Below are 20,355 nucleotides of genomic sequence, written 5' to 3'. Positions count from 1 at the left end.
ATCGAGGTGCTGTGATGACTGATTCCTGGCGTACCTGGCTCCCGGACACCGAACCCGAAATTGCCTCGGGCGAGGGCGATATCGCGGTCGCCGAGCGCGAAGTGTTCATCGATGATGATCCGCTGCTGGACATCAAGCTCGGTGTCCGCCAACGCGCGCACGTCGCGGCCGGGCGGCGACGCCTGGCCCGCGCCGCCGGTGCCGGTGCGGCAGTACTCGGGGTCGTCGCTATTGGTGCGGGCGCGTTGATGATGGCCCAGCGCCCGGACTCCCACGCTGCCGCGCCCGCCCCGGCTCCGGTGGTCGCAACCTCGACGGTCGCGCCGTGGTGCGCGGAAAATCGTTCCGGCACAGTCGTTGTCGGCAACGGCAAGGGCCGCCCGGCGGGCCCGGGAGTCTCGGGCCCGGATCTGATTCTGTATCAGCAGTGGCAGTGGTACGTCGCCCGCAACGCCGACACCTCCCGCGCGGTGCTGGCCGCTGACGCGCAAGCCGCCGATCCTGATCAGGCGCGCGCGGCCGTGGCGGCGATCCCGGCTGGGACGAGGCATTGCGTCACCATCACCACTCTCGCGCCTGGGCGTTACGACGTGCAGATCGACGAGAAACACGCTGACGGGACCAGCGCGCATTGGCAGCAGAGCGTCGATACCGCTGTGCAGCAAGGCCGTACGGTCATCACCTCCATTACCGCGGGGGGTGAGCGGTGATGGCACGCGTGAACTTCCTCGAACCCGCCGACACCGATGTTGTCGAGTCGGCGCTCCATACGGCCGCACCCGCCGGAACTCCTACCGATACACCTGCGGCGGGTGCGGGACCGAAAAACCTTCTCCGACTCAGCGTTCCCTCGGTTCTGGTTGTCGGCTCCGGCGGAGGGGTCGGGGTGAGTACCACCGTGCTGGGGCTGGCGGCCGCGATCGCCACAGACCCTGAGACCGATCGGGAAGCGGTCGCGGTCGACGCCACTGCCTGGGGCGGGGACTTGGCCCGGCGTGGCTGCGACGCCACGGTCACCGTCTCGACCGTGCAAGCCTGGCTCGATACTCCGCACCCGGGCCTGCCTTCGGCGGTCGCGGCGTGTACCGGCCGCGCGAGCACGGGGGTGCGGGTGCTGGCGCGTAGTAATGATCCTCTTCCACATGGGCATTCGTTCGCTTCGGTGGCTCGTCACCTGAGTGAGTCGGGTGCGGTGGGGGTCTATGACGGCGGCGGGCAGGTCGCCTCACGACTGATCACACCGTTGATCACCGATCCCCGGCAGGGCTTGGCCCTGGTCGTGTCGGCGACGCCCGCCAGCCTCAACACCCTCAACACGAGCTTGGGCTGGTTGCTGACCCAGTACGGGGAATGGCTGATCAACCGCATCGCGGTGATCGTCAATCACCAGGCTCCCGGGACTTCCGGGGCCGCTGTCGCCCATGTGCGCACTCATCTGGCGCGCTGGGTTCGCGCCGTCATCGACATCCCGTACGACCGCGAGCTCGCGGCCGGGGGACCACTGACCTGGGACCGCCTGGACCAGGGGACTAAAACCGCTTACCGGCTGGCCATGGGAGAACTGCGATGAACCACAACCGAATTCGAGCGGTCGCCCTGGGCGCGGCCGTCGCGGTGACCACCTCCCTGGGCACGGTCACCCTCGCGCACGCCGCACCCGACACCGGCAACTGCCCGGCGGTGTACGCGCTGGGTGTGCAGGGCACCGGTGAATCCTCCCCGGACGCGGCCCCGACCACCGACACCGGCATGCTCAGCCAGCTGTTCACCCCGTTCATGGCGAACGCGCAGGCCGCGCAGGTGCCGGTCGCCCGCGAATACATCCCGTACGAAGCAAGTTTCGGCGGGATGGGGTCGAGCACCGACACCACCGCCTACACCAAATCCATCACCGACGGGCTCGCGTCGCTGACCGCGAAGGCCGAACAGGTCCTGTCCTCGTGTTCGGGCACGCGTCTGGCGCTGGCCGGGTATTCCCAAGGCGCGCACGTGGTCTCGATGCTGGCGCAGAAGATCGGCTCGGGCGGCACCTCGATCCCCGCGGACAAGGTCGCCGGGGTGGCGCTGTTCGGCGACCCGACGCGCGGACAGTCCGCGAACCTGTTCCCCGGCTCGAACCGCTCCACCCCGGATCCGGTGCCCGGCACCTCCGGCCAAGCGGTCTCGGGCGTGGAAGCGGCCACCGTGACCACCGCAGCCGGGAGCGGGATCGCGCCCGAACGCGATATCGCCGCCTCTTATGGGTCGCTGACCGGCCGCGTCGCCTCGTTCTGCTCCTCGGGCGACTTGTCGTGCGATGCACCCGATAACGCCGCGTTGCTGCGCACGGTCGCGAACGTGGCCGGTCAGGTCGAGATCGGGGGTGATCCGATCAAAGCGATCGGCTCGATCACCCAAGCGCTGGCGCTGACCGGGATCAAAGCCGCGACCGGCCTGGTCAATGACAACCTGCAAGGCAATTCGCTGGCGTCCTTGAGCCTGAATCCGGGCAAGTCGATCTCCAAAACCCTGGCTGAGGCATCGGATCCGCGGACCGAGGTCGATATCGACGGTGCGCTCAAGGCGCTGCTCAAGGTCGGCACCATCGCGATCAACGCGATCTCCACGGTCGTCAAAACGGTGTTCACCCCGGCCAATATCGCCGAAATAGCGACCGCCGGACTCGCGAATCCTGTTGCCGGACTGGCGGTTTTCGGTGCCAAGCTCGTCGGCGCGATCCCGCAACTCATTCCGCCCGCGACCGCCTCGACTTTGATCCAGTCCGCGTTCACCGAGGTCGTGAACAACATCAGCGATAACCGCGACCTGCTCAACGCGTCCACCTGGACCAAATACAGCGACGTGTTGGCCCGGCACGGCTCCTACCAGGTTGATCCGATCAGCGCCGACGGCAAATCAGCCGTCCGGTGGGTCGCCGATTGGTTCGCCGCCGCAGCGTCCGATATCGCCGGAGTTCCCGCGGCCGCCGCACCGGCACCGAGCTCGGGCACCGCACAGCCTCCCGCAAGCACTGACCCTTCGGTGGCGTCGAGCGCGACGCCCGGCACCAACTGACCCGTACTCAGTCGAACTCCCGGAAAGGGGAGGTGGATCCAATGGTGGACAACAACTTCCGCACTCGGGGCCGGTCATGACCGCGACCCTGGACGCCACACCTCGGCCCCGCCCTGGCGGCACACCGATGGGCAAGGCCGCGCGGCTGGCCAAGGCCCGCACCAGCAGCCTCAAGTTCGCGGCGCTGCCCCCGGATCCCGGTCGTCGTGCGGGTGTGTGGTGTAAACCGGTGACGCACAACGCTTCTCGCCCGCCGCTGGTGTGGCTGTTGGGCGCGCACGGTGGGGCCGGGGTGTCCTCGCTGGCCCGTCAGATCGCCCCGGCGGCGGACTGCCAGCGCGAATGGCCCGCCGTGCTCGAGGGCGAGAGCCCGTTCGTGGTCCTGGTCGCCCGGGAATCGATCGAAGGGTTGACCCGTGCGCATGATCTGCTGCGCCAGTTCCATTGCGGGCAGGCCGGACCCGGCCGGGTGATCCTGCTCGGGCTGGTCACGGTGGCTTTCCAGCCGGGGCATATGCCCGCCGCGATTCGCCGCTACCGCAACGTGGTCGCGGATCTGGTCCCCGAGAACGGCCGGTTGTGGCGGATCGACTGGCAGCGCGGATGGCCTCTGAGTCCCCTCGCTGATCTGCCGGTATGGACGCCGGGCGATGACCGCCCGGCCAAAGGCCGCGACCCCCTCGCGGGGGTGCGCGAGCTCGGCGAGGAACTGCTCGCCACGATCACCGCTCTGTTGAGCGGCCCCGATATCGCGAATCCGTCAGGAGCGCACTCATGATCACCGAACACCTATCCACCGTCGTCCTTGCGATCGAGCACATCGACCCCGTACCCCCGCCCGGATCCAATGGGCTACTGCAGATCGCCCGCTACTTCAAATACCTCGCATTCCTGGGCGGGCTGCTCGGAATCATCTATGGCGGCGGCCGATTCGCTTTCGAGAAATGGAACGGCGGCGCGGTCGAGAGCCCGAAAATCATCGCGGCGTGCCTGATCGGTGGCGTGGTGATCGCGGCCGCCTCACCGCTGCTCGAAGCGGTCGTCACCGCGGCATCGAGCTGACCTCATGTACTGGGCGCTGGACTACGAACCGCTACCGGGCACGGTCACCCGACCGGTGATGTACCTGCTCGGCTACCTGCTGTGGACTGCGGATCTGGTCTGTCTGGTGTGGCTGATGGTCAGCGCGTGCAAGTACTTCGCGCTCAAGCACTCGACGGTCGAAACCCACGCCGACGCCCACAATTCGATCACTCGCACGCTGGTCGCGGCGGTGCTGGCCACCTCGTCGATGGCGATCGCCACGGCCGTGCTGATCCCAGGGTGACCCATCGCCTGCGCGGGACCGAATAGAGCACACCCCCTTAAACGGAAGGAATCGCGATGCGCAGCACCACAGCAGTTCTCGCGCTCACCGCGGCCGTGCTCACGGCGACCGCAGCGTGCAGCAGCTCTCACACCAGCGATACCGGTACAGCCACCGGCCCGGTGCCGGCCGATCCGGGGCGTGCGCCCGCGCAGCTGCGGTGGGAGAGCTGGCAGGGAATCGCGCTGCCCTACAGCAGCATCGACGGCCCGAAATCAGTGACCGGTGCCGCGACCGGGTTCTCCCACACCCCGCAAGGTGCGGCGCTGGCGGGAATCCAGAACTCGATCCGCGTCAGCCTGGCATCGGACGGATCCTGGGCTGCCACCGCGGCGCAGGCGTTGGCGGCCGGGCCCGGCAAGGACGCCTATGTGCTCGCTCGCGCGCAGGTCAGCACCGGACCGGTGAACACCACAGCGCTGCCGACGATTCTGGGGTACCGGATCGATCACTGGAGTCCCGAGCACACCACGCTGACCGTGTACACCCGCTATTCCGATGCCTCCCACGCGGCCTCGCACCAGCAGGTGGATTGGCTCGCCGGTGACTGGAAACTCCGGCTCCCGGATCCGGACTCGACAACTCCCGTGGTGGAGGCGATTTCGGGGACTCCGGCGGACATGGTCGCGATGGCGGCGAACCGATGAGCACTCCCGCACCCCAGAAGAACAGCGGCCGGAGTTCGCTGACTTTGATCGTGTCCGCGAGCGTGCTCGCGCTGATCCTGGTCGGCACCCTCACCATCTGGCTCACACACCGCGACTCCGACACCGCCAGCACACCGAACCCATCGCCCGGCACGAGCGCACCGGCGGCCGGGGAACCGGCACCGACCGGATTCGCCGCCCCCGATGCCGATCCGTTCGGCCGCCGCGTCGATATCCCGAACAACCGGTACGGCCAGCCCCTCACCCAGACTCGCGGCCCGCTCGCGGTCGGGGATTCGAACTGGTTGACCGCCGCGCCGCTGCTGCCCGCGCAGGGCGGCTGGCAGCGCGTCTTCGGTGTCTCGGTGCCGTTCTCGGCCTCGGACGGGCCGACCGCGCTGGTGGACAACATCCCGGTCGGCTATTCGCACACCCCTCAAGGTGCGGCGCTGGCGGCGATGTACGCGACCTGGCAGTCCTACGCCCGGCCCGGGGATTGGCCCCTGCGCGAACGCATGCAGGTCATGACCGAGGCCGACCGCACCCGATTCGACCAACTCAAGGCCGAAGGCAAAATCCCCGACCTGGCCCCGGCAACAGCCACCAAATGGCTGCTCGCACCCGATGCGTTCCGGATCGAATCCTGGTCCCCGACAGGGGATCTGTGCGTCCTGCAAATCGCCACGAAGAAAGAAACCGACACCAAGGGAGCGCCCCAGTGGCTGGCCGGTCGCCTGGTCATGGTCTGGGACGGCACGTGGCGGCTGCACCTGCCGGAGGACGGATCTATCCCGAAAACCGCGATCAATTCCCTAAGTGGGTGGACGACATGGTGACTCATTCGCGACGAGCCGCACGGCGCGTCCTGCTCGCTGTCGCTGTCATCGTGCTGGCCGTATTCGGGCCGACGGCAACAGCTTTGGCCGATCCGGGCGACAGCGGCGGCGGCGGCGGAACCTACGGGTTCAACGACGCCTGCGAAGAGATCAAGAATGGGCTTCCCGGGATCCAGATCCCGGGACTGCCGACCGCCGGTGATTTCGGTGGTGGGTTGTGCAAGCTCGGCAATGCCCTGACCCATCCCGGAGATGCGGTGGAGGCGGTGCGGGACAAGGCGTGGGACACCACGTTCGGCAAGGCGGTGGATTCGCTGCTCAAGGGTATGGGCGATGCGATGATCCTGGGCCTGACGTGGTGGACCAAGATCCCCACCTCCACCTCGGTCTCGAACACGGACTTGTTCACCGCGATCCGCCGCTACACCTTCCAGCTGCAAATCTTCTTCCTGTCCGCGAGTTTGATCGTGTGCGCGATCCGGCTGGCGATGGCGCACCGCAGCGCGGCCGCCGAACAAGCCACCGAAAGCTTTCGGGTGCTGGCGCGGGCGGTGTTCGCCTCGGCGATGTTCTCCACCGTGCTCACCTTGGGCACCCAAGCCTCGGATGCGTTCTCGGACTGGCTGATCGATGCCGCGAGCAATCACGATGCCAAGGGCTTGGCCGAGGCGATGATGCAAACCCAAGCCCTGACCGCGCTCTCACCGGGCCTGGTGTTCGCGATCGCGATCATCGGCATGGTCGGGGCATTGATGCAGGCGGTCATCGCGGTGGTGCGTGAGGCGCTGCTGGTGGTGGTGGTCGGGGTGCTGCCGCTGGCGGCCGCGAGCTCGGGCACCCACACCGGCCGCCAATTCCATGACCGGCTGTTGGCGTGGTCGTTCGCGTTCGTTCTCTATAAGCCGTGCGCGGCAATGATTTACATGATCGCGTTCAAAACCACCGGCACCACCGCGCAGTCGATCACCAAATCCCTCGAAGGCGGGCAAACCCCGACCACCGATCAAGCCCAGCAGATGCTGGTGGGGATTGTGCTGCTGTGCAGCGCGGCGCTGGTACTGCCCGCGTTGATGCGCCTGATCAGCCCGATCGCCGCCATGGGCGGCGGCATTTCCGGTGCGGCCGCCACCGCTGGGCTGATCGGCATGGCCGCTTCCAAAGCCGTCAACAGCGCGGGCGCGACCGGCGCGAAATCGACTCCGGCGGGCAGTGTCTCGACCTCCGGCGGCGCACGCGGCGGCGGTGGCGGCGGGGGAGGCGGTGCCGGGACCGGTGCCCGGCCCGCGCCATCTCCGGCACCACCTCCCGCGCCCAGCCGTGCCGCCAGTGGTGGTGGTGGTGGCGGTGGCGGGCGAGGTCCGGCAGGTGCGGCTCCGGCGGCCGGTGGTGCCCGCACGACGGCGGCCGCGGGGTCGACCAAGGCCGCGGCCGCGGCGGGACCGGTGGGCGCGGTCGCGGTCGGGGTGGCGAAAGCGGCCGGGACAGTGGCCAAGGGCGTCGATACGGCGATCACCCAGACCGCGACGCTGCCGCCGGTGGCGCGCCCGAACGGTGCCGGTCGAGCGGCGGTGCCGCGATGAGCGCGCAGCTGGCCGAGGAACGCACCTACGGCGGCTGGACCCGACCGCGCCGCGAGGGGCTGTGGGGGATGGGCTGGACGGTGTCGGTCGCGGCGTTCGTCGCGGTCGTGCTGGCGCTGCTGGTGCTGATGTTGATCGGGCCGCTTCCGGCGGTGGTGCTGGTCGTGGTCGAGGTGCTGACGCTGGCTCCTTTGGCGATTTCGAGCGGGGGCCGGACCGGATACGAAAGGGCGATACTCATGATCGGCTGGATGCGAACATGCCTGCGGCGGGAGAACATTCACCTCGCTGGCGTGTTTTCGAAGTTCGGTTCGTGCAGGCTTCCCGGGCTGATGGCCGCCTCCAAGCTCTACGAGAGCACCGACGCGGCCGGATACCGGTTCGCGATGGTCCACATGCCCTCGCACCACCTGTACACCGTGCTCATCAAATGCTGGCCACAAGGGGCACGCGCGGTCGATCAGGACCGCGTGGACCAATGGGTCGGCGCATGGGGAAACCTGCTTGCCACCTTGGGTGAGAAACCCGATGTCGAGGCGATCACCGTGGTCGTGGACTCGCTGCCCGAGACCGGGAACCGGCTCGCGGGCGAGGTCAACAACCTCACCCGTGACGACGCCCCCGAACCCGCGCGCCTGATGATGGCCCAACTCGCCGAACAGCTTCCGTCCGAATCGGTGCGCATGGAATCCTGGTGCTCGATCAGCTTCCGGGCCACCACCCCCGCGCGCCGTAAGGTCCCCGCCGAGCAGGCCGAGGAGATCGGCCGCCGTCTGCCGCTGATCGTGGCCGCGCTCGCCGATGCCGGGGTGCGGGCGCGCCCGATGAGCGGCGAGGAAACCATCGCGATGGTGCGCCGCTCCTGGGATCCGGCCGCCGAAGCCGATCTCGAGGAATGCGCCGAACGCGGCGAATCGCATGAGGTGAGCTGGGATGACGCCGGGCCGGTGTCCCACGACGAGAAGTACGGGCATCTGCTGCACGACGGCACCGTCTCGGTGACCTGGGAATGCGACGGCGCACCCGAAGGTGTTGTCCGCGAACGCGTTCTGCAACGCCTGCTCGCCCCGAACGATCAGATCCCGCGCAAACGGGTCGCGGTCATCTACCGGCCGCATTCGGCAGGAGACGCCGCCGAGATCGTGGATTCCGATTACAAGGACGCCCTGGTCGCCGAGCAGACCGAACGCGGTGTCGGGTCCGCGACCGCGGCGATCCGGCGCGGGGCGACCGAACAAGCCCGCGAGGAACAAGCGCGCGGGCATGGGGTGACCCGGTTCGGGTACCTGGTCACGGTCACCGCGCGCACCGATACCGAGGTGCCCTCGATCGAGGCGATCACCAAAGACCTGACCTCCCAGGCGCGGTTGAAGATTCGGCGCTGCTACCGGTATCAGGCCGCCGCGTTCGCCGCGAGCATGGGCGCGGGCGTGCTGCTGCCCGAGATGACCTCACTACCGAAGGTGGTGAAGGCAGCATGAGCCGCCTGACCCGCCGGTCCGCTCGCACACGCACCACCCGTACGGCGCCCGCGACCACGCCCTCGACAGAGCGCTCGCGCGGCAAGTCCACCAAAGCCGCCGCCGCGCACGCCAAGTCCCCGACACCGAAGTCCGGTGGGTTCGGCACCACACTGCTGAGCGACGCCGAACGCGCGCGGTTGGAGAATCTGGCGGGCAACGGCAACCCGCTCCAAGCCGTGTGGGCGGGGTTTCGGGTCAAGACCGACGACAACCGCCGCCGCGTCGTCGGCGACCCCAGCCGACCGGCATCGTCGACGAAGAATCGCGGCAAAGGCGCGGTCAAGGTCACCGATCGTGGCCTGGAAGGTCCCGGCGGTGGTGTATCGCGGTCGGTGGGCACGATGCCCGAATTCCGTGCCACCACAGCGCAAGTGGCCGGTTTGTGGCCGTGGTGCGTGGGCGCGGGAGCCCCGGTGATCGGTACCCCGCTCGGGCGGCATCTCGATACCGGCGAACCCGTCTGCTTCGACCCGATGAACTGGTTCACCCGCGCCAACTTCATCACCGCCCCGAGCCTGTTCGTGCTGGGCCTGAACGGATTCGGCAAATCCTCCCTCGTGCGCCGGATCGTGCTCGGCGGCATCGCCCAAGGCATCACCCCACTGGTGTTGGCTGATGTGAAGCCCGATTACCGCGACACCATCGCCATGTGCGGGGGACAGGTCATCGACCTGGGATACGGGCACGGCCAAATCAACCCCCTCGACCCCGGGGTGATGGGCTCGGCGCTGCGGCGCCTGTATGAGGCCGGGTTGGACCTCGAGGCAACGACTCTCGCGGCGGAGATCCGTGCCCGGCACACCACCCTGGTCGCCGGCCTGGTGGAGCTCGTGCGCGGGGAACGGATCCGGGACTTCGAGGACACCCTCATCTCCACCGCGCTGCGCGTGCTCACCGACCCCGAAAAAGACGGTGGGCGCGGATTCGACACCCTGCATCCGCCGATCCTGGCGGACCTGGCGGACGTGATCACCTGCGGCGGACCCGAACTCATGCTCGACGCCGCCGCGACCACCCCCGAACAATACGACGCCGCGATCGTGCCGCTGCGGCGCTCGATGCGCGCGCTCACCCAGGGCCCGTTCGGGCAGATCTTCAACGGGCACACCACGGTCCCGATCGACATGGACGCGGTCGGGGTGGTCATCGATGTCTCGCACATCCCCAAGGGCGACAAGAAACTCAAGGCCGCGACCATGCTCACCTGCTGGAGTAGCGGCTTCGGCGGCATCGAAGCACTGAACCTGCTCGCCGAACTCGGACTCGAACCGCAACGCTATTTCCAGGTCGTCATGGACGAGTTGTGGCAGGTCCTGGGCTTGGGCGAATTCATGATCGCTCGTGTCGATGAGCTCACGCGCCTGCAGCGCTCGCTGGCGACGTCGCTGATCATGATCAGTCACTCCATCCGCGACCTGCAAGCCCTCGGCGCGGCCGCCGATCGCGCGGTCGGATTCCTCGAACGCGCCCGCGCGAAAATCCTGTGCGCCCTACCGGCAGACGAACTCGACGCCCTGGACGGGGTGGTGAAACTGACCTCTACCGAGCACGCCATGGTCACCTCCTGGTCCGCCCCGCAAGCGCTCACCGGGGAACCGATCCGGCCCGGCACGATCGCCCCGATCGCCTCGGGAGTCGGGAAATGCCTGCTCAAGGTCGCCGAAGACCGAAGCCCTGGCATCCCGTTCCAGATGGAACTCACCGATATCGAACGCGAGTCCGGGATTCACGAAACCAGCGCCAAATTCAGCACATTCGGCCGCACCAACACCGGGAGGTTGGCATCATGAGCGCACCCGAACGCCGCTACGGCCCCATCGACGAACGCACGCGCCGTGTCAGCGTGGCCCGCGTGCGCGAACTCTCACCGTCGCAGATGTCCCGCACCGCGGCCGCCAAACGCGTCGCGAACGACATCGGCTGCCACTTCAACACGATTCTGTTGTGGGTCGCCGCCGAAGACGGGCGCGCACCCAGTCGCAGCGTCCCGCGCCTGGAAGCCCTCGCCGAACACCTCAAACGCGAACTAGCCTGCTCGCAAGCACTGAATCAGGAACTGGCCCAAGCACTCTCGGAACAGACCGGCCGGGCGTGAGATGAAAGCCTCCGCGCTCGTGCTCGCCGCCGCGGCCTTCTGGGCCGTGACGGCCACGATCGTGGTCATCTTCCTGCTCGGGGACGACACCCCCGACTGCACACCCGCACCCACCACCGGCTCGGGTTCGAGTGTGCTGGTCGCGGACGCCCAGCCCGCTCCCGGGCCCGCGGTGCCGTTCGGGACCAAGGTGTGGCCGGTCGAACCCGGAAAATACGTGATCAGCGATGTTTTCGGGGCACGCGGCGGCACCCATATGGGCGTGGACCTGGCCGCCCCGGAAGGCACACCGATCTACGCCGCCATGGACGGCGTCGTGCGTGAGTCCGGGCCCGCGTCGGGGTTCGGGGACTGGATCGTGATCGACTCCAACGACAACGGCGCACCGGTGGGCACCGTGTACGGGCACATGTACGAATCCGGCCTGCTCGTGCACGCCGGGGATCCGGTCAAGGCCGGACAGCAGATCGCCACGGTCGGAACCAACGGCCAATCCACCGGCCCGCACCTGCATTTCGAAGTCTATGTCGACGGTGGCCGCCTCACCGGCGGGCGCGCGATCGACCCGGTGCCCTGGCTCAACGGCGCGAGCACCCCGTCGTCGGGTGGCGGCGCTCCGGCCGCGCCCGCGCCGGTGTGTGCTTCGACTCCCGGCGGGGGAGGGGACAACCTCCAACCCGGCAAGGTGCCACCGGATTTCGAACCCTGGTACCGAAAGGCCGGGGCGTTGTGCCCGCAGATCTCCTCGAGTCTTCTTGCCGCGCAAGGCCGCCAGGAAGGCGGCTGGAGCCCCGACGGTGGCGCGAACGTCACCGCGCTGTCCAGCACCGGCGCGCAGGGTCCGGCCCAGTTCATGCCCGGCACCTGGTCGAGTTGGGGCACACCGGTCGATGACCAAGGCAACCCCAGCGGACCGCCCGGCACCGGTGACGTGCACAAACCCTCGGACGCGATCATGGCCCAGGGCCGGTTCATGTGCCACATCGCCTCCGCTATCGACGGCTGGATCGCCGAAGGCAAAGTCACCTGGAGCGGAGACCGGCGCGTGCTCTACCTCGCCGGTTACAACGCCGGGGAAGGCGCGGTGCTGGCCTCGGGCGGATTCCCCACCGGCCACTCCGATTACGAAGTCCAAACCCGCCCGTACGCGGACAACATCCTGGCCATGGAACCCGAATATCGGGCTCTGGCGTGAGACAAGGAGATTCGGTGAGACGCACACTCGTCCTGGTCCTGGCCGTGACGGTCGCCGCGCTGTCGGCCGCGGTGGTGGTGCTGATGCTGCGCCCCACCCACACCCACACCCACACCCCCGACTCCGGACACAGCCATGACGGGGACTCCGAATTCGAGATCACCGGCCCCGTCCCGTCGGGAGCCGGTCCGGGAGTGGCTGCCCAGCAAGGGCTCTCGGCGATGTTCTCCTGGTCTCCGAGCACCGATGCCTCACCCGGCGCGGGCCTGTCCCGCGCGAAACCCTGGCTGACCGGGCAACTCGCGACCGACGCGGACACCCCGCCCGCGGTCGGGATCAAGCCCCTGACCGAATGGGCGCAGTGGCGCGCGGGCGGGGACATCGTGGTCGCGACCGCGACCACCAGCCAGGTGACCACACCGGCCGCCGGGCGCGCGCTGGTCAAACTCACCCTCACTCAAACCGTGCTGCACCGCGACGGCTCCAGTACGCGCTGGCGCGTGATGGACATCGAGGCCACCACCCTGGCCAGCCCGGACGGGTGGCGACTGTCCGGATACCGCGTCACCGGCTGAAACCCCCTGACCCTGAACTCTTTTCGACACCAAAGGAGACCGCGATGGCCTATCACACAAGGCGACTATCTCGTGACCGGTGGTGCGGTGGTGTCCGCCGAGCGTGAGGGCGGCGGGCTCCCGGTCTACCAGTGGAGAACCGCCCCACCGCATCTCAAGACCCGCCGCCAGCTGCGCGCGCTGGACCTGAGTCCGGGCCGCCAGGACATCGCCGCGAAGATGATCCGGCCCCGTCGACGGCGCGGCCCACTGCTGGCCTACCTCTGGCACATCGACAAAGCGGTACCCACACGCACCACCACCTCACCCGCGCAGCTCGCCGCGCTGGCCGCAGGCAACCGTGAACGCCAGATCGCCGCCGCCGAACGCCGGGGCATCTCCCGCGAAGAACTCCTCGCCGCCACCGACCCCGGCCCCGGATGGGACCAGGACACCGGCGACCGCACCCCACTCTCACCGGAGCCCGCTACTCCCGAACCGGTCGTGCAGGACACACCCCGTGTGGTCGAAATCTCCTGCCCCGCAACCGATATCGCGTCCACGCAGCCGCGCGAGCGGCCCCGGGTGGCCCGCTCCGCGGCGCCCCGGTCCCGGGCGAGCCCTGTGCGGCCGGTGACAGTGTCCGACCCTTCCATCCCTGCTCAGAAAGGCACACTCATGACACAGCTACATGAAGACGAACAGATCGTCGCCGAATCGGCGATGCTGGCCAAAGCCGCCGCCGAAGCCTTGATCGCGGCCCGCCAGGCGGTACGCCACTGGGCCAACCAACGCGAAGCCGCCGCTGCGGCGAACAATCCCCGCAACAACCGCGCCGCGCAACACACCCCGCGGCAACAGCGCGAACGCAAACCCGGTCTGCTGCAACGACTCTTCGGGCGCAGGAAGCCTCGCGTCGAGTCGCAGGTCGCCGCCGATGCCGCCCACGCGACGCCGCTGGAAAACGTGATCAGCCGATGGGCCTCGGCCGAAGCTCAGCGCGAGTACGCCGCACACAATCTGCGCGCCTGGGAGGAACAGGTCGCGCGCCTGGATCAGGAACTGATCGCCGCAGGCGGCAGCCCGGACAAGGCACGCGAGTTGGCCGCGCAACCCCAGATCGACCTCGACCGGGTCAAACGCTTGGCCGCCGAATACACCCGCGCGGACCTCGCGGCCGCGCTCGCGCTCCAGGACCAGGGACAATCGGTGCCCGCGCCGGCACAGACCGCGACCGCGACCGCGACCGCCGCCGCGCAGCCTGAACCCGCGCAGACCGCTCAACCTGAACCCCACGCCGCCAAGGCCGCGGCGAACAAGGCCCCAGCGAACAAGGCCGCAGCCGCTCGAGGGTCAGCGGCGCAGGCTCCGGCGAAGAAAGCGGCGGCGAAGAAAGCTCCCGCCAAGGCCGCCGCCGCAGGTAAGAAGGATGTCAAAGACATGACCGAAGCCGACTACCCGAAGTTCGACCAGAACAAGGGCACCGGCAAGGGCAGCGGCAAGGGTGCTGGTGGCGGGCAGTCCGCTCCGGGCACGGGCGCCTCGCAGCAGTCGGCGAACCTGGTGAACTCCGCCCACAACCCGAGCGCGTCGGGCATGAACGCCTCCCACGCTGCGCCGGATCCGCAGCAGCAACACCAGCAGCAGCAGGCCACCGCCGCGCAAGCTCACGCCGCACAGGCGGGTGCGGATGTCGGTGCGGGCGTGGGACAGTGACGACCCGCCGCGCGACCCCGGACCGGCGCGTTTCCGGGGATGTACTGGTGATCGCCGTGTTCGGGGTCGTCGCGGCGGTGATCTCGGTGGCCTATGGATCCTGGTGGGCCGCAGTACAACTCGGTGAAGAAGGACTCCCCGAGAATCCGTGGGCGGCCTTCACGAACCTCGATTCCTGGCCCGCGCTGGCGATCGTGTTCACCGTGGTCAGCGAAACCGCTCTGGTCGCCGCCGCGGCGATGCTCGGGCTGCACCTTATCCGCGGGCATGAAGTGGATCGGCGGGGCGCGGTGATGGTGTCCCCGCGTCGCCTGCGCGAGGTGGCCGGTGAGCAGGCGCGCGCCAAAGCGACCCGCCTGCGGCCCGATATCGCGATCCGCGCACCCGGCGATATCGGAATCGAGTTGGGGCGCACCGTGATCGGTGACGAACCGCTCTACATGTCGTGGGAAGACGTCGGGATCTGCTTCGGCGGCCCACGCACCGGCAAAACGGCGTCCGTGGCGATCGCGGCGATCTGCTCGGCGCCGGGACCGGTGATCGCCACCAGCAACAAACGCGACCTGCATGACCATTGCCGGGGCGTGCGCGAACAGTCAGGAAGGGTGTGGGTCTCGGACCTGCAAGGCCGCTGCGGGAACCCCACGCAGGACTGGTGGTGGAACATCCTGGAAGGCATCGACCGGTTACCGGCCGCGCGCCGGTTGACCGGCTACTTCCAGTCCGCGGAAGCCATCGCCGATGCCAAGAGCGACAACTACTTCGAAGGCGGCGCAGCGGAATTAGTGTCGCTGTACCTGCTGGCGGCCGCCGTGGGCGGCGGGGACATCATGCACTCCTACGCGTGGCTGTCCGAAGACGGCGACCAGACCGCGGCGGCCATTCTTGAGGACCACGGGCATCTGATCGCCGCGACCAAACTCCGCACCGCCCAAGCCCTCAACGCCCGCCAGCGCGACGGCCTGTACGACATGGGCCGCCGCATGCTCTCGGTCCTGACCGATGACACCTACGCCCGCACCGTCATCCCGCCCGACCGTGTGCAATTCGACGCTGACACCACCGCCCTGTCCGCCTGGACACCCCACGGGCACGATGTCCCGCGCCGCCAGTTCCGGCCCGAAGAGTTCATCACCAGCCACGACGGGCTGTTCCTGATGTCCAAGGAAGGCGCGGACTCGGCGACCGCGCTGGTCACCGCGCTGGTCGGACGCATCCTTGACCACGCCCTCACCGCGGCGACCCGCTCGCCCGGCGGCCGCCTGCGGACCCCGCTGGTCGGAGTCCTCGATGAGGCAGCGAACGTATGCAAATTGCGTGAGTTGCCGTACCTGTACTCGCACTTGGGATCTCAAGGGATCGTGCTGCTGACCTTCTTGCAGAGCCCGGCCCAGGCTTCGGAGGTGTGGACCTCGAACCAACTCGATCAACTGGTCGCGGCCTCGAACTGCCACATCTACGCCGGTGGCGTCCCGGACACGAAATATCTGCAAAGCATCGCCGATCAGATCGGCGATCACGATGTCGAGCGCTGGTCCGTCAGCACCGGACGCGGCGGGGCATCCAAATCCCAGTCCTGGACCCGCGAACCGACCCTGCCCGTGCAACTGCTCGCGAGCCTGCCCAAGGATCGCGCGATCGTACTGAGCACCGGCAACGCTCCGGTGCTGGTCCGCAAAGTGCCCTGGACCCACACCCGCCACGCGGACGCGATCCGCGCGTCGCTGGCCAGATACGAACCCACCGGCAAGGAGGTGATCGCGCTATGACCATGGACGGATTCGACGATATCGACGACGCTTTCACCGCCGAACCCCCACCACCGGAGGACACCGACGGCGGCACCGACTACCAGTACGCGAGCGTGTACGACTGGGTCTACGAATGGCTCGCTCCCGCAACCTCGTTCAAAGTCTCCGACGGCGGCCGCGGGCGCGTGTTCTGCAAGAAATGGTTCCTGCACCCACCGGTCGTAGTCCGCCTCGATTCGCTATGGCGCGCGTGGGAGAAAGCCGCCCGCAGCGGCGACGACGCGGCCATGGACTCCTGGTACACCTACAGCTACGACGCCGCGATACGCGCCCTCACCGACCCCGAGGGCCCAATGCGCAACTGCGGACCCAAAAACCACCGCGACACCCCCCACCTCATCGTTGATCGCGCCCCCGCCGACCACATCGCCCTGGCCGCCGCACCGGGCAGCCTGCTGCAAGCGGTCACCCCACCGACCGACCCGCACACCAACTAACGAGGTGCGGGCGTGGGGCGCGCAGACCTGGTACGCGTGGCCGGACACCGCATCCGGCTCGACGCGATGCGCGCACACCCCGAAAGATACGGACGCTTAGCCGCGACCGCGAAAACCATTGACGGACACGCCTATTGCCTGTGCCGACCCGAACCCCTGCGCCTGGTGATCCGGCACCGCCTCGATCGCTACTTCCTGGCCCGCTGGCCCGGCGAAGGCCCGCTCCACGACCCGAGTTGCCCGTTCCACCAACCCGATCCCGCACTCACCGGCCGCGCCGCCTATGCCGACACCGCGATCGTGGACACACCCACCGGCACCACCATTCGCTTCGACGCACCCCTGACCAGCAGCACCGCCGCCTCGGTGTCCGGCGCGCAGGATGAACTCGGGGCCACCACATCCGGGAGCGGGCGCCGCACGGTCGGGCTGCTCGGGCTCCTGCACTACCTCTGGGAAGACGCCCGCCTGAACACCTGGAACCCCGGCAAACGGCGGGACTGGGGCACCATCGCCGCCGATATCGGCGACCGGATCCACGACTGCGCACTCAGCGGCCGCCCCCTGCACCAAGTGCTGCACGTGATCCCACCAGACCGGCCCGGCACCCGCGTGGCCAACCTCGCCGCCTTCGACGAGTTCGTCGACCGGCTCCGCGGCCCGCGCGATCAGATCCGCCGCGCCCTGGTCCTGGGCGAGCTGACCGCAGTCACCGCAACCCGCTACGGCGTCGCCTACACCCTCGCCCATTGCCCGAAAAGGCTTTTCGCCTCCGCGCCGCTGCACGAGCGGGTACTGCGCTCGTACGGATCGGCGTTCTCGCGCGCCGCGAGCACCCATGCCGGCCGCAGAGTCGGACTGTTCCTGATCGAACGATCACCCAAAGGCTATGCGACCGTGGCCGATACGGCGATCATGCTCACCACCGGCACCGGATACATCCCGTGCGACTCGAGCCACGAACTCGTCATGGCCGACGCACTCCGCCACGCGGACCGCGCATTCCTCAAACCCGTCCGATACGACCATGTGAGTCTGGTGCTGCCGGACTTCGTGCTCACCGACACCGACATTGCCACCGTGATCGAAGTATGGGGCCTGGATTCTGAAGAGTACTTGCGGCGCAAGGCAATCAAAATCGCCGAGTACGAACGATCCGGCACTCAGCTGATCGGATGGTGCCCAGAGGACCCACTCCCGAATCTGGCCGTATCGACGACACCCTTCTCGGATTCACGGAAGTCGCACGGTCCGTGAGCGGCATCGGCGTGTCGACATGGCGAGTCGGAGAGACGTGCGCCACATTTCGACGCCCGCCGAGATGGGTCCTAAATACAGCTTTAAATTGATATTTTCACTGCTCAGTAGTGAAATTCACGCCTGGAGGCGGTGCAAAATATGCAGGTAGGCCACCGCGTCATGTCAGCAGAGGCGCGCTGTCAGACGCTTCCTCTTCGCGGAAATGGGCCGTATGCTCGCGATGAAGGCGCTTCGATGCGTCTATTTCGTCGATCCTCTGCGGACGCGGTGCTCAGTAGCCTGTGGGCGTGAACCTCGACCATGAGTCTCTCAGCCTGATCATCTCCGCGGCTGCCTTCGCTTGCAGCTGGCTAAGGGCCGACCAGCGCCGAGACACACGTGCACTTGCGCGGAAAGCTCGTGCCTTGACCCGCAAGTCCCTATTGGCCGTCACACGTAAGATTCGCCGCCCGCGCAAGTAGGCGAAAACCCGCTTCCTGCAACAGGAGCTGGCATCAATACCGCAATGGATTCGCCGACGCGCCCTGCCTGGACTAGAGCCTGCACTCCGAGGATCGGCTCGTAACCTCCAGGAGTGACCGGATCAACCGGCCAAACCGATTTCGTTCATCAGTTGGTGGCCAGCTTGCAGCGGTCCAGGTAGCGATGCACTTGGTTCAGGGCTCAGCGCAGTAGAGAATCAGCCTTCCGTGCAGGCGGATTCGTCTGCACACATCCGGCGAGGTTTGATCGCGCGATGCCGCACGGCGGTGGCGGTGCTATCGATTGGTGCCACCGCCACGCCGCGTGGAGCGCGAACCAGCGATTCCACGCACGCAAGCAGCGGGGATAACCGCTACCGGCCCCGCTGCCATCGAATCCCCTTTGGCGTTGCCGTCAGCTCAGATCGACCGCGTCCAGATCGATTGGATGGTCCGCGGTGAACTCCGCCAGCGCGGTGTCGATCTTGCGCGCGCCCCGCACTCCGACGCCCCGCACATCGCGTAACTGCTCGGGGGTGAGCTGGCGTAGTTCGGCGACGGTGTTGACTCCGCACAGGTGCAGCGCCCGCCGATATTGCATCGGGATGAAGTCCAGGTCCTTGGTCGCGGTTTCCGGGGTCCGCACGGCCGGGTCGCCGTGCGCGGCGGCCCGTATCAGCCGCTCGATCGGGGGCAAATCCGTCTGCCGTATCGGAGTGCCCTCCGAGCGGATGGTCAGCTCGGCCAGCGCCCACGCCTCGGCTTCAGCCCCGAGCGGGCGGACCAGGACCACCGAATACAGGACCCCGGGATGGTGGTGCAGGTGGAAAGTCCGCTCCCGCGTCTCGATCTCTATTCCAGTGTCTGACAGGTTGCCGGTGGAGCTCACGATCGTGATATTGCCACCGTCCGGGCATGAAAACCCGGCTTTTTGGTCATTCGCCCGGGCGTTGGCGATTCGGTGGCTACAGTGATCGCCGGTCCCGGGTATCGGTGGCCGATGCCCGGGACCGGTCAAGGGGTGCAGCGCCGGTCACGACGCCGAGGGGGAATGATGGCCGATATCCGAGACCTGTTGCGCGAGATCCAGATTCGCTACGGATCGGTCGAGGCGTTCTGCGCCCGCCTGCGCGCGCTGACCGACGACCCCACCGTCGAACTCCCCGCTCTCGCTCTGCCGGTCTCGTCCGGCAGGCATCGACGGATCGACTAGCATCGCCCGCTGCATCGGGGATATCGGACTGAACTTCTTCGCACGCTTGCATCGGCCTCTCTTATTGGTTGATTCTTCGAAAGTGCAAGCCGGGGAGGCGCTTTCAGTGAGAATCGGTGATATGAGCGCGGGGGGATACGGCGGTGGTCGTCGCGGATTGAGTCTCGAGGTCATCCACTGGCACCTTGTACGAGAAGACGCTCAACGGACCGCAGTCTCCACACGCGCTGGCGCAGTGCTCGCTGCCAACACCCTCGTGATCGGCGGAACAGCGCTGGCGTTCTCTCTCAAAGGGGCCAGACCCCTGAATGTCTGGGTGTTCGGACCAGCGTTCGGATCGCTGGTACTGGTCGGCGGCTCGGTCATATACGGGACACAAGCGCTGGTGATGCTGTGGAATACCGAGCGACGATTCAGCGAAACACGCGCGCCTGCCTCGACCCTCTACAGCCTTTCCCGGATCAGCCGGGAGTGGACCACCTTCGACGCGTTCCGGGCCGCGGTGCTCGATCAATCCCCTGAACAGCAGATACGAGGAGCGCTTGACGAGCTGTGGCGTGCTTCGCACCTGCATGTGTACCGATATCGAAAACTACGCAAGGCCACA

Annotated in this window: 21 protein-coding genes; 20 read left to right on the top strand and 1 reads right to left on the bottom strand. The window is 67.7% G+C overall.

What is annotated here, in order from left to right; all coding sequences use genetic code 11:
* The first annotated feature begins 14 nt into the window (after positions 1–14).
* The 18 genes from AB0L82_RS35255 (at position 15) to AB0L82_RS35170 (ending at position 18,071) form a co-directional block, all read left to right on the top strand.
* Positions 15–710 (top strand): hypothetical protein, encoded by a 696-nt coding sequence (locus AB0L82_RS35255; RefSeq protein ID WP_364646610.1) that lies wholly within the window; start codon positions 15–17, stop codon positions 708–710.
* A gap of 176 nt (positions 711–886) precedes the next feature.
* On the top strand, positions 887–1,570 hold the full coding sequence (locus AB0L82_RS35250) for a hypothetical protein (protein ID WP_364646608.1): 684 nt from the start codon (positions 887–889) through the stop codon (positions 1,568–1,570).
* Positions 1,567–3,054, top strand: coding sequence for a cutinase family protein (locus AB0L82_RS35245; protein WP_364646605.1), 1,488 nt, complete (start codon positions 1,567–1,569; stop codon positions 3,052–3,054). The genes AB0L82_RS35250 and AB0L82_RS35245 overlap by 4 nt, the downstream gene beginning before the upstream one ends.
* A gap of 76 nt (positions 3,055–3,130) precedes the next feature.
* A complete protein-coding gene (locus AB0L82_RS35240) occupies positions 3,131–3,832 on the top strand; it encodes a hypothetical protein (protein WP_364646602.1) in 702 nt (233 codons plus the stop codon).
* The gene (locus AB0L82_RS35235; protein WP_364646599.1) at positions 3,829–4,116 is read left to right on the top strand and encodes a hypothetical protein; all 288 of its coding nucleotides are present in this window, start codon (positions 3,829–3,831) and stop codon (positions 4,114–4,116) included. Before AB0L82_RS35240 ends, AB0L82_RS35235 begins: the two co-directional genes overlap by 4 nt.
* Positions 4,117–4,120: 4 nt before the next feature.
* Complete coding sequence (locus AB0L82_RS35230; RefSeq protein WP_364646596.1) at positions 4,121–4,381, top strand: hypothetical protein; 261 nt, start codon at positions 4,121–4,123, stop codon at positions 4,379–4,381.
* A gap of 56 nt (positions 4,382–4,437) precedes the next feature.
* Positions 4,438–5,067: a hypothetical protein gene (locus AB0L82_RS35225; protein WP_364646593.1), complete on the top strand. Its 630-nt coding sequence runs from the start codon at positions 4,438–4,440 to the stop codon at positions 5,065–5,067.
* Positions 5,064–5,903 carry a hypothetical protein gene (locus AB0L82_RS35220; RefSeq protein WP_364646591.1) on the top strand — a complete coding sequence of 280 codons (840 nt, stop codon included), beginning with the start codon at positions 5,064–5,066 and terminating at the stop codon, positions 5,901–5,903. The genes AB0L82_RS35225 and AB0L82_RS35220 overlap by 4 nt, the downstream gene beginning before the upstream one ends.
* A complete protein-coding gene (locus tag AB0L82_RS35215; RefSeq protein ID WP_364646588.1) occupies positions 5,897–7,483 on the top strand; it encodes a hypothetical protein in 1,587 nt (528 codons plus the stop codon). Before AB0L82_RS35220 ends, AB0L82_RS35215 begins: the two co-directional genes overlap by 7 nt.
* Positions 7,480–8,964 carry an SCO6880 family protein gene (locus AB0L82_RS35210; protein WP_364646585.1) on the top strand — a complete coding sequence of 495 codons (1,485 nt, stop codon included), beginning with the start codon at positions 7,480–7,482 and terminating at the stop codon, positions 8,962–8,964. Before AB0L82_RS35215 ends, AB0L82_RS35210 begins: the two co-directional genes overlap by 4 nt.
* Positions 8,961–10,796 carry a hypothetical protein gene (locus AB0L82_RS35205; protein WP_364646582.1) on the top strand — a complete coding sequence of 612 codons (1,836 nt, stop codon included), beginning with the start codon at positions 8,961–8,963 and terminating at the stop codon, positions 10,794–10,796. Before AB0L82_RS35210 ends, AB0L82_RS35205 begins: the two co-directional genes overlap by 4 nt.
* Entirely contained in the window at positions 10,793–11,101 is a 309-nt protein-coding gene (locus AB0L82_RS35200) for a hypothetical protein (protein WP_364646579.1), read from the top strand. Before AB0L82_RS35205 ends, AB0L82_RS35200 begins: the two co-directional genes overlap by 4 nt.
* Position 11,102: 1 nt before the next feature.
* Positions 11,103–12,296, top strand: coding sequence for a M23 family metallopeptidase (locus tag AB0L82_RS35195; protein WP_364646576.1), 1,194 nt, complete (start codon positions 11,103–11,105; stop codon positions 12,294–12,296).
* A gap of 14 nt (positions 12,297–12,310) precedes the next feature.
* Positions 12,311–12,871 (top strand): hypothetical protein, encoded by a 561-nt coding sequence (locus tag AB0L82_RS35190; RefSeq protein ID WP_364646573.1) that lies wholly within the window; start codon positions 12,311–12,313, stop codon positions 12,869–12,871.
* Positions 12,872–12,943: 72 nt separating this feature from the next.
* Positions 12,944–14,566 carry an RRQRL motif-containing zinc-binding protein gene (locus AB0L82_RS35185; protein ID WP_364646570.1) on the top strand — a complete coding sequence of 541 codons (1,623 nt, stop codon included), beginning with the start codon at positions 12,944–12,946 and terminating at the stop codon, positions 14,564–14,566.
* Positions 14,563–16,335, top strand: coding sequence for a TraM recognition domain-containing protein (locus AB0L82_RS35180; protein ID WP_364646567.1), 1,773 nt, complete (start codon positions 14,563–14,565; stop codon positions 16,333–16,335). The genes AB0L82_RS35185 and AB0L82_RS35180 overlap by 4 nt, the downstream gene beginning before the upstream one ends.
* The gene (locus tag AB0L82_RS35175) at positions 16,332–16,814 is read left to right on the top strand and encodes a DUF4913 domain-containing protein (RefSeq protein ID WP_364646564.1); all 483 of its coding nucleotides are present in this window, start codon (positions 16,332–16,334) and stop codon (positions 16,812–16,814) included. The genes AB0L82_RS35180 and AB0L82_RS35175 overlap by 4 nt, the downstream gene beginning before the upstream one ends.
* Positions 16,815–16,826: 12 nt before the next feature.
* Positions 16,827–18,071, top strand: a complete 1,245-nt coding sequence (locus tag AB0L82_RS35170) for a DUF1173 family protein (protein ID WP_364646561.1) — start codon at positions 16,827–16,829, stop codon at positions 18,069–18,071.
* 879 nt (positions 18,072–18,950) lie between these two features.
* On the opposite strand, the gene AB0L82_RS35165 is transcribed toward AB0L82_RS35170, so the two are convergent.
* Positions 18,951–19,424: a hypothetical protein gene (locus AB0L82_RS35165; RefSeq protein WP_364646559.1), complete on the bottom strand. Its 474-nt coding sequence runs from the start codon at positions 19,422–19,424 to the stop codon at positions 18,951–18,953.
* A 165-nt stretch (positions 19,425–19,589) separates the two neighbouring features.
* Here AB0L82_RS35165 and AB0L82_RS35160 point away from each other — a divergent pair, with 165 nt between their 5' ends.
* Complete coding sequence (locus AB0L82_RS35160) at positions 19,590–19,748, top strand: hypothetical protein (RefSeq protein ID WP_364646556.1); 159 nt, start codon at positions 19,590–19,592, stop codon at positions 19,746–19,748.
* Positions 19,749–19,869: 121 nt separating this feature from the next.
* The coding region (locus AB0L82_RS35155) for a hypothetical protein (protein ID WP_364646553.1) at positions 19,870–20,355 on the top strand (486 nt) is incomplete at its 3' end.

Source organism: Nocardia sp. NPDC052001 (assembly GCF_040680615.1).
GTDB lineage: Bacteria > Actinomycetota > Actinomycetes > Mycobacteriales > Mycobacteriaceae > Nocardia.
The sequence above is the reverse complement of the archived record's forward strand: the minus strand, read 5'-3'. Positions and strand labels throughout refer to the sequence as shown.

Excerpts from the sequence above, each read along its gene's own strand:
- AB0L82_RS35220 (WP_364646591.1), top strand. The coding sequence starts at position 5,064 with ATGAGCACTCCCGCACCCCAGAAGAACAGCGGCCGGAGTTCGCTGACT.
- AB0L82_RS35210 (WP_364646585.1), top strand. The coding sequence starts at position 7,480 with ATGAGCGCGCAGCTGGCCGAGGAACGCACCTACGGCGGCTGGACCCGA.
- AB0L82_RS35215 (WP_364646588.1), top strand. The coding sequence starts at position 5,897 with ATGGTGACTCATTCGCGACGAGCCGCACGGCGCGTCCTGCTCGCTGTC.
- AB0L82_RS35160 (WP_364646556.1), top strand. The coding sequence starts at position 19,590 with ATGGCCGATATCCGAGACCTGTTGCGCGAGATCCAGATTCGCTACGGA.
- AB0L82_RS35200 (WP_364646579.1), top strand. The coding sequence starts at position 10,793 with ATGAGCGCACCCGAACGCCGCTACGGCCCCATCGACGAACGCACGCGC.
- AB0L82_RS35255 (WP_364646610.1), top strand. The coding sequence starts at position 15 with ATGACTGATTCCTGGCGTACCTGGCTCCCGGACACCGAACCCGAAATT.
- AB0L82_RS35205 (WP_364646582.1), top strand. The coding sequence starts at position 8,961 with ATGAGCCGCCTGACCCGCCGGTCCGCTCGCACACGCACCACCCGTACG.
- AB0L82_RS35245 (WP_364646605.1), top strand. The coding sequence starts at position 1,567 with ATGAACCACAACCGAATTCGAGCGGTCGCCCTGGGCGCGGCCGTCGCG.
- AB0L82_RS35225 (WP_364646593.1), top strand. The coding sequence starts at position 4,438 with ATGCGCAGCACCACAGCAGTTCTCGCGCTCACCGCGGCCGTGCTCACG.
- AB0L82_RS35230 (WP_364646596.1), top strand. The coding sequence starts at position 4,121 with ATGTACTGGGCGCTGGACTACGAACCGCTACCGGGCACGGTCACCCGA.
- AB0L82_RS35240 (WP_364646602.1), top strand. The coding sequence starts at position 3,131 with ATGACCGCGACCCTGGACGCCACACCTCGGCCCCGCCCTGGCGGCACA.
- AB0L82_RS35175 (WP_364646564.1), top strand. The coding sequence starts at position 16,332 with ATGACCATGGACGGATTCGACGATATCGACGACGCTTTCACCGCCGAA.
- AB0L82_RS35235 (WP_364646599.1), top strand. The coding sequence starts at position 3,829 with ATGATCACCGAACACCTATCCACCGTCGTCCTTGCGATCGAGCACATC.
- AB0L82_RS35195 (WP_364646576.1), top strand. The coding sequence starts at position 11,103 with ATGAAAGCCTCCGCGCTCGTGCTCGCCGCCGCGGCCTTCTGGGCCGTG.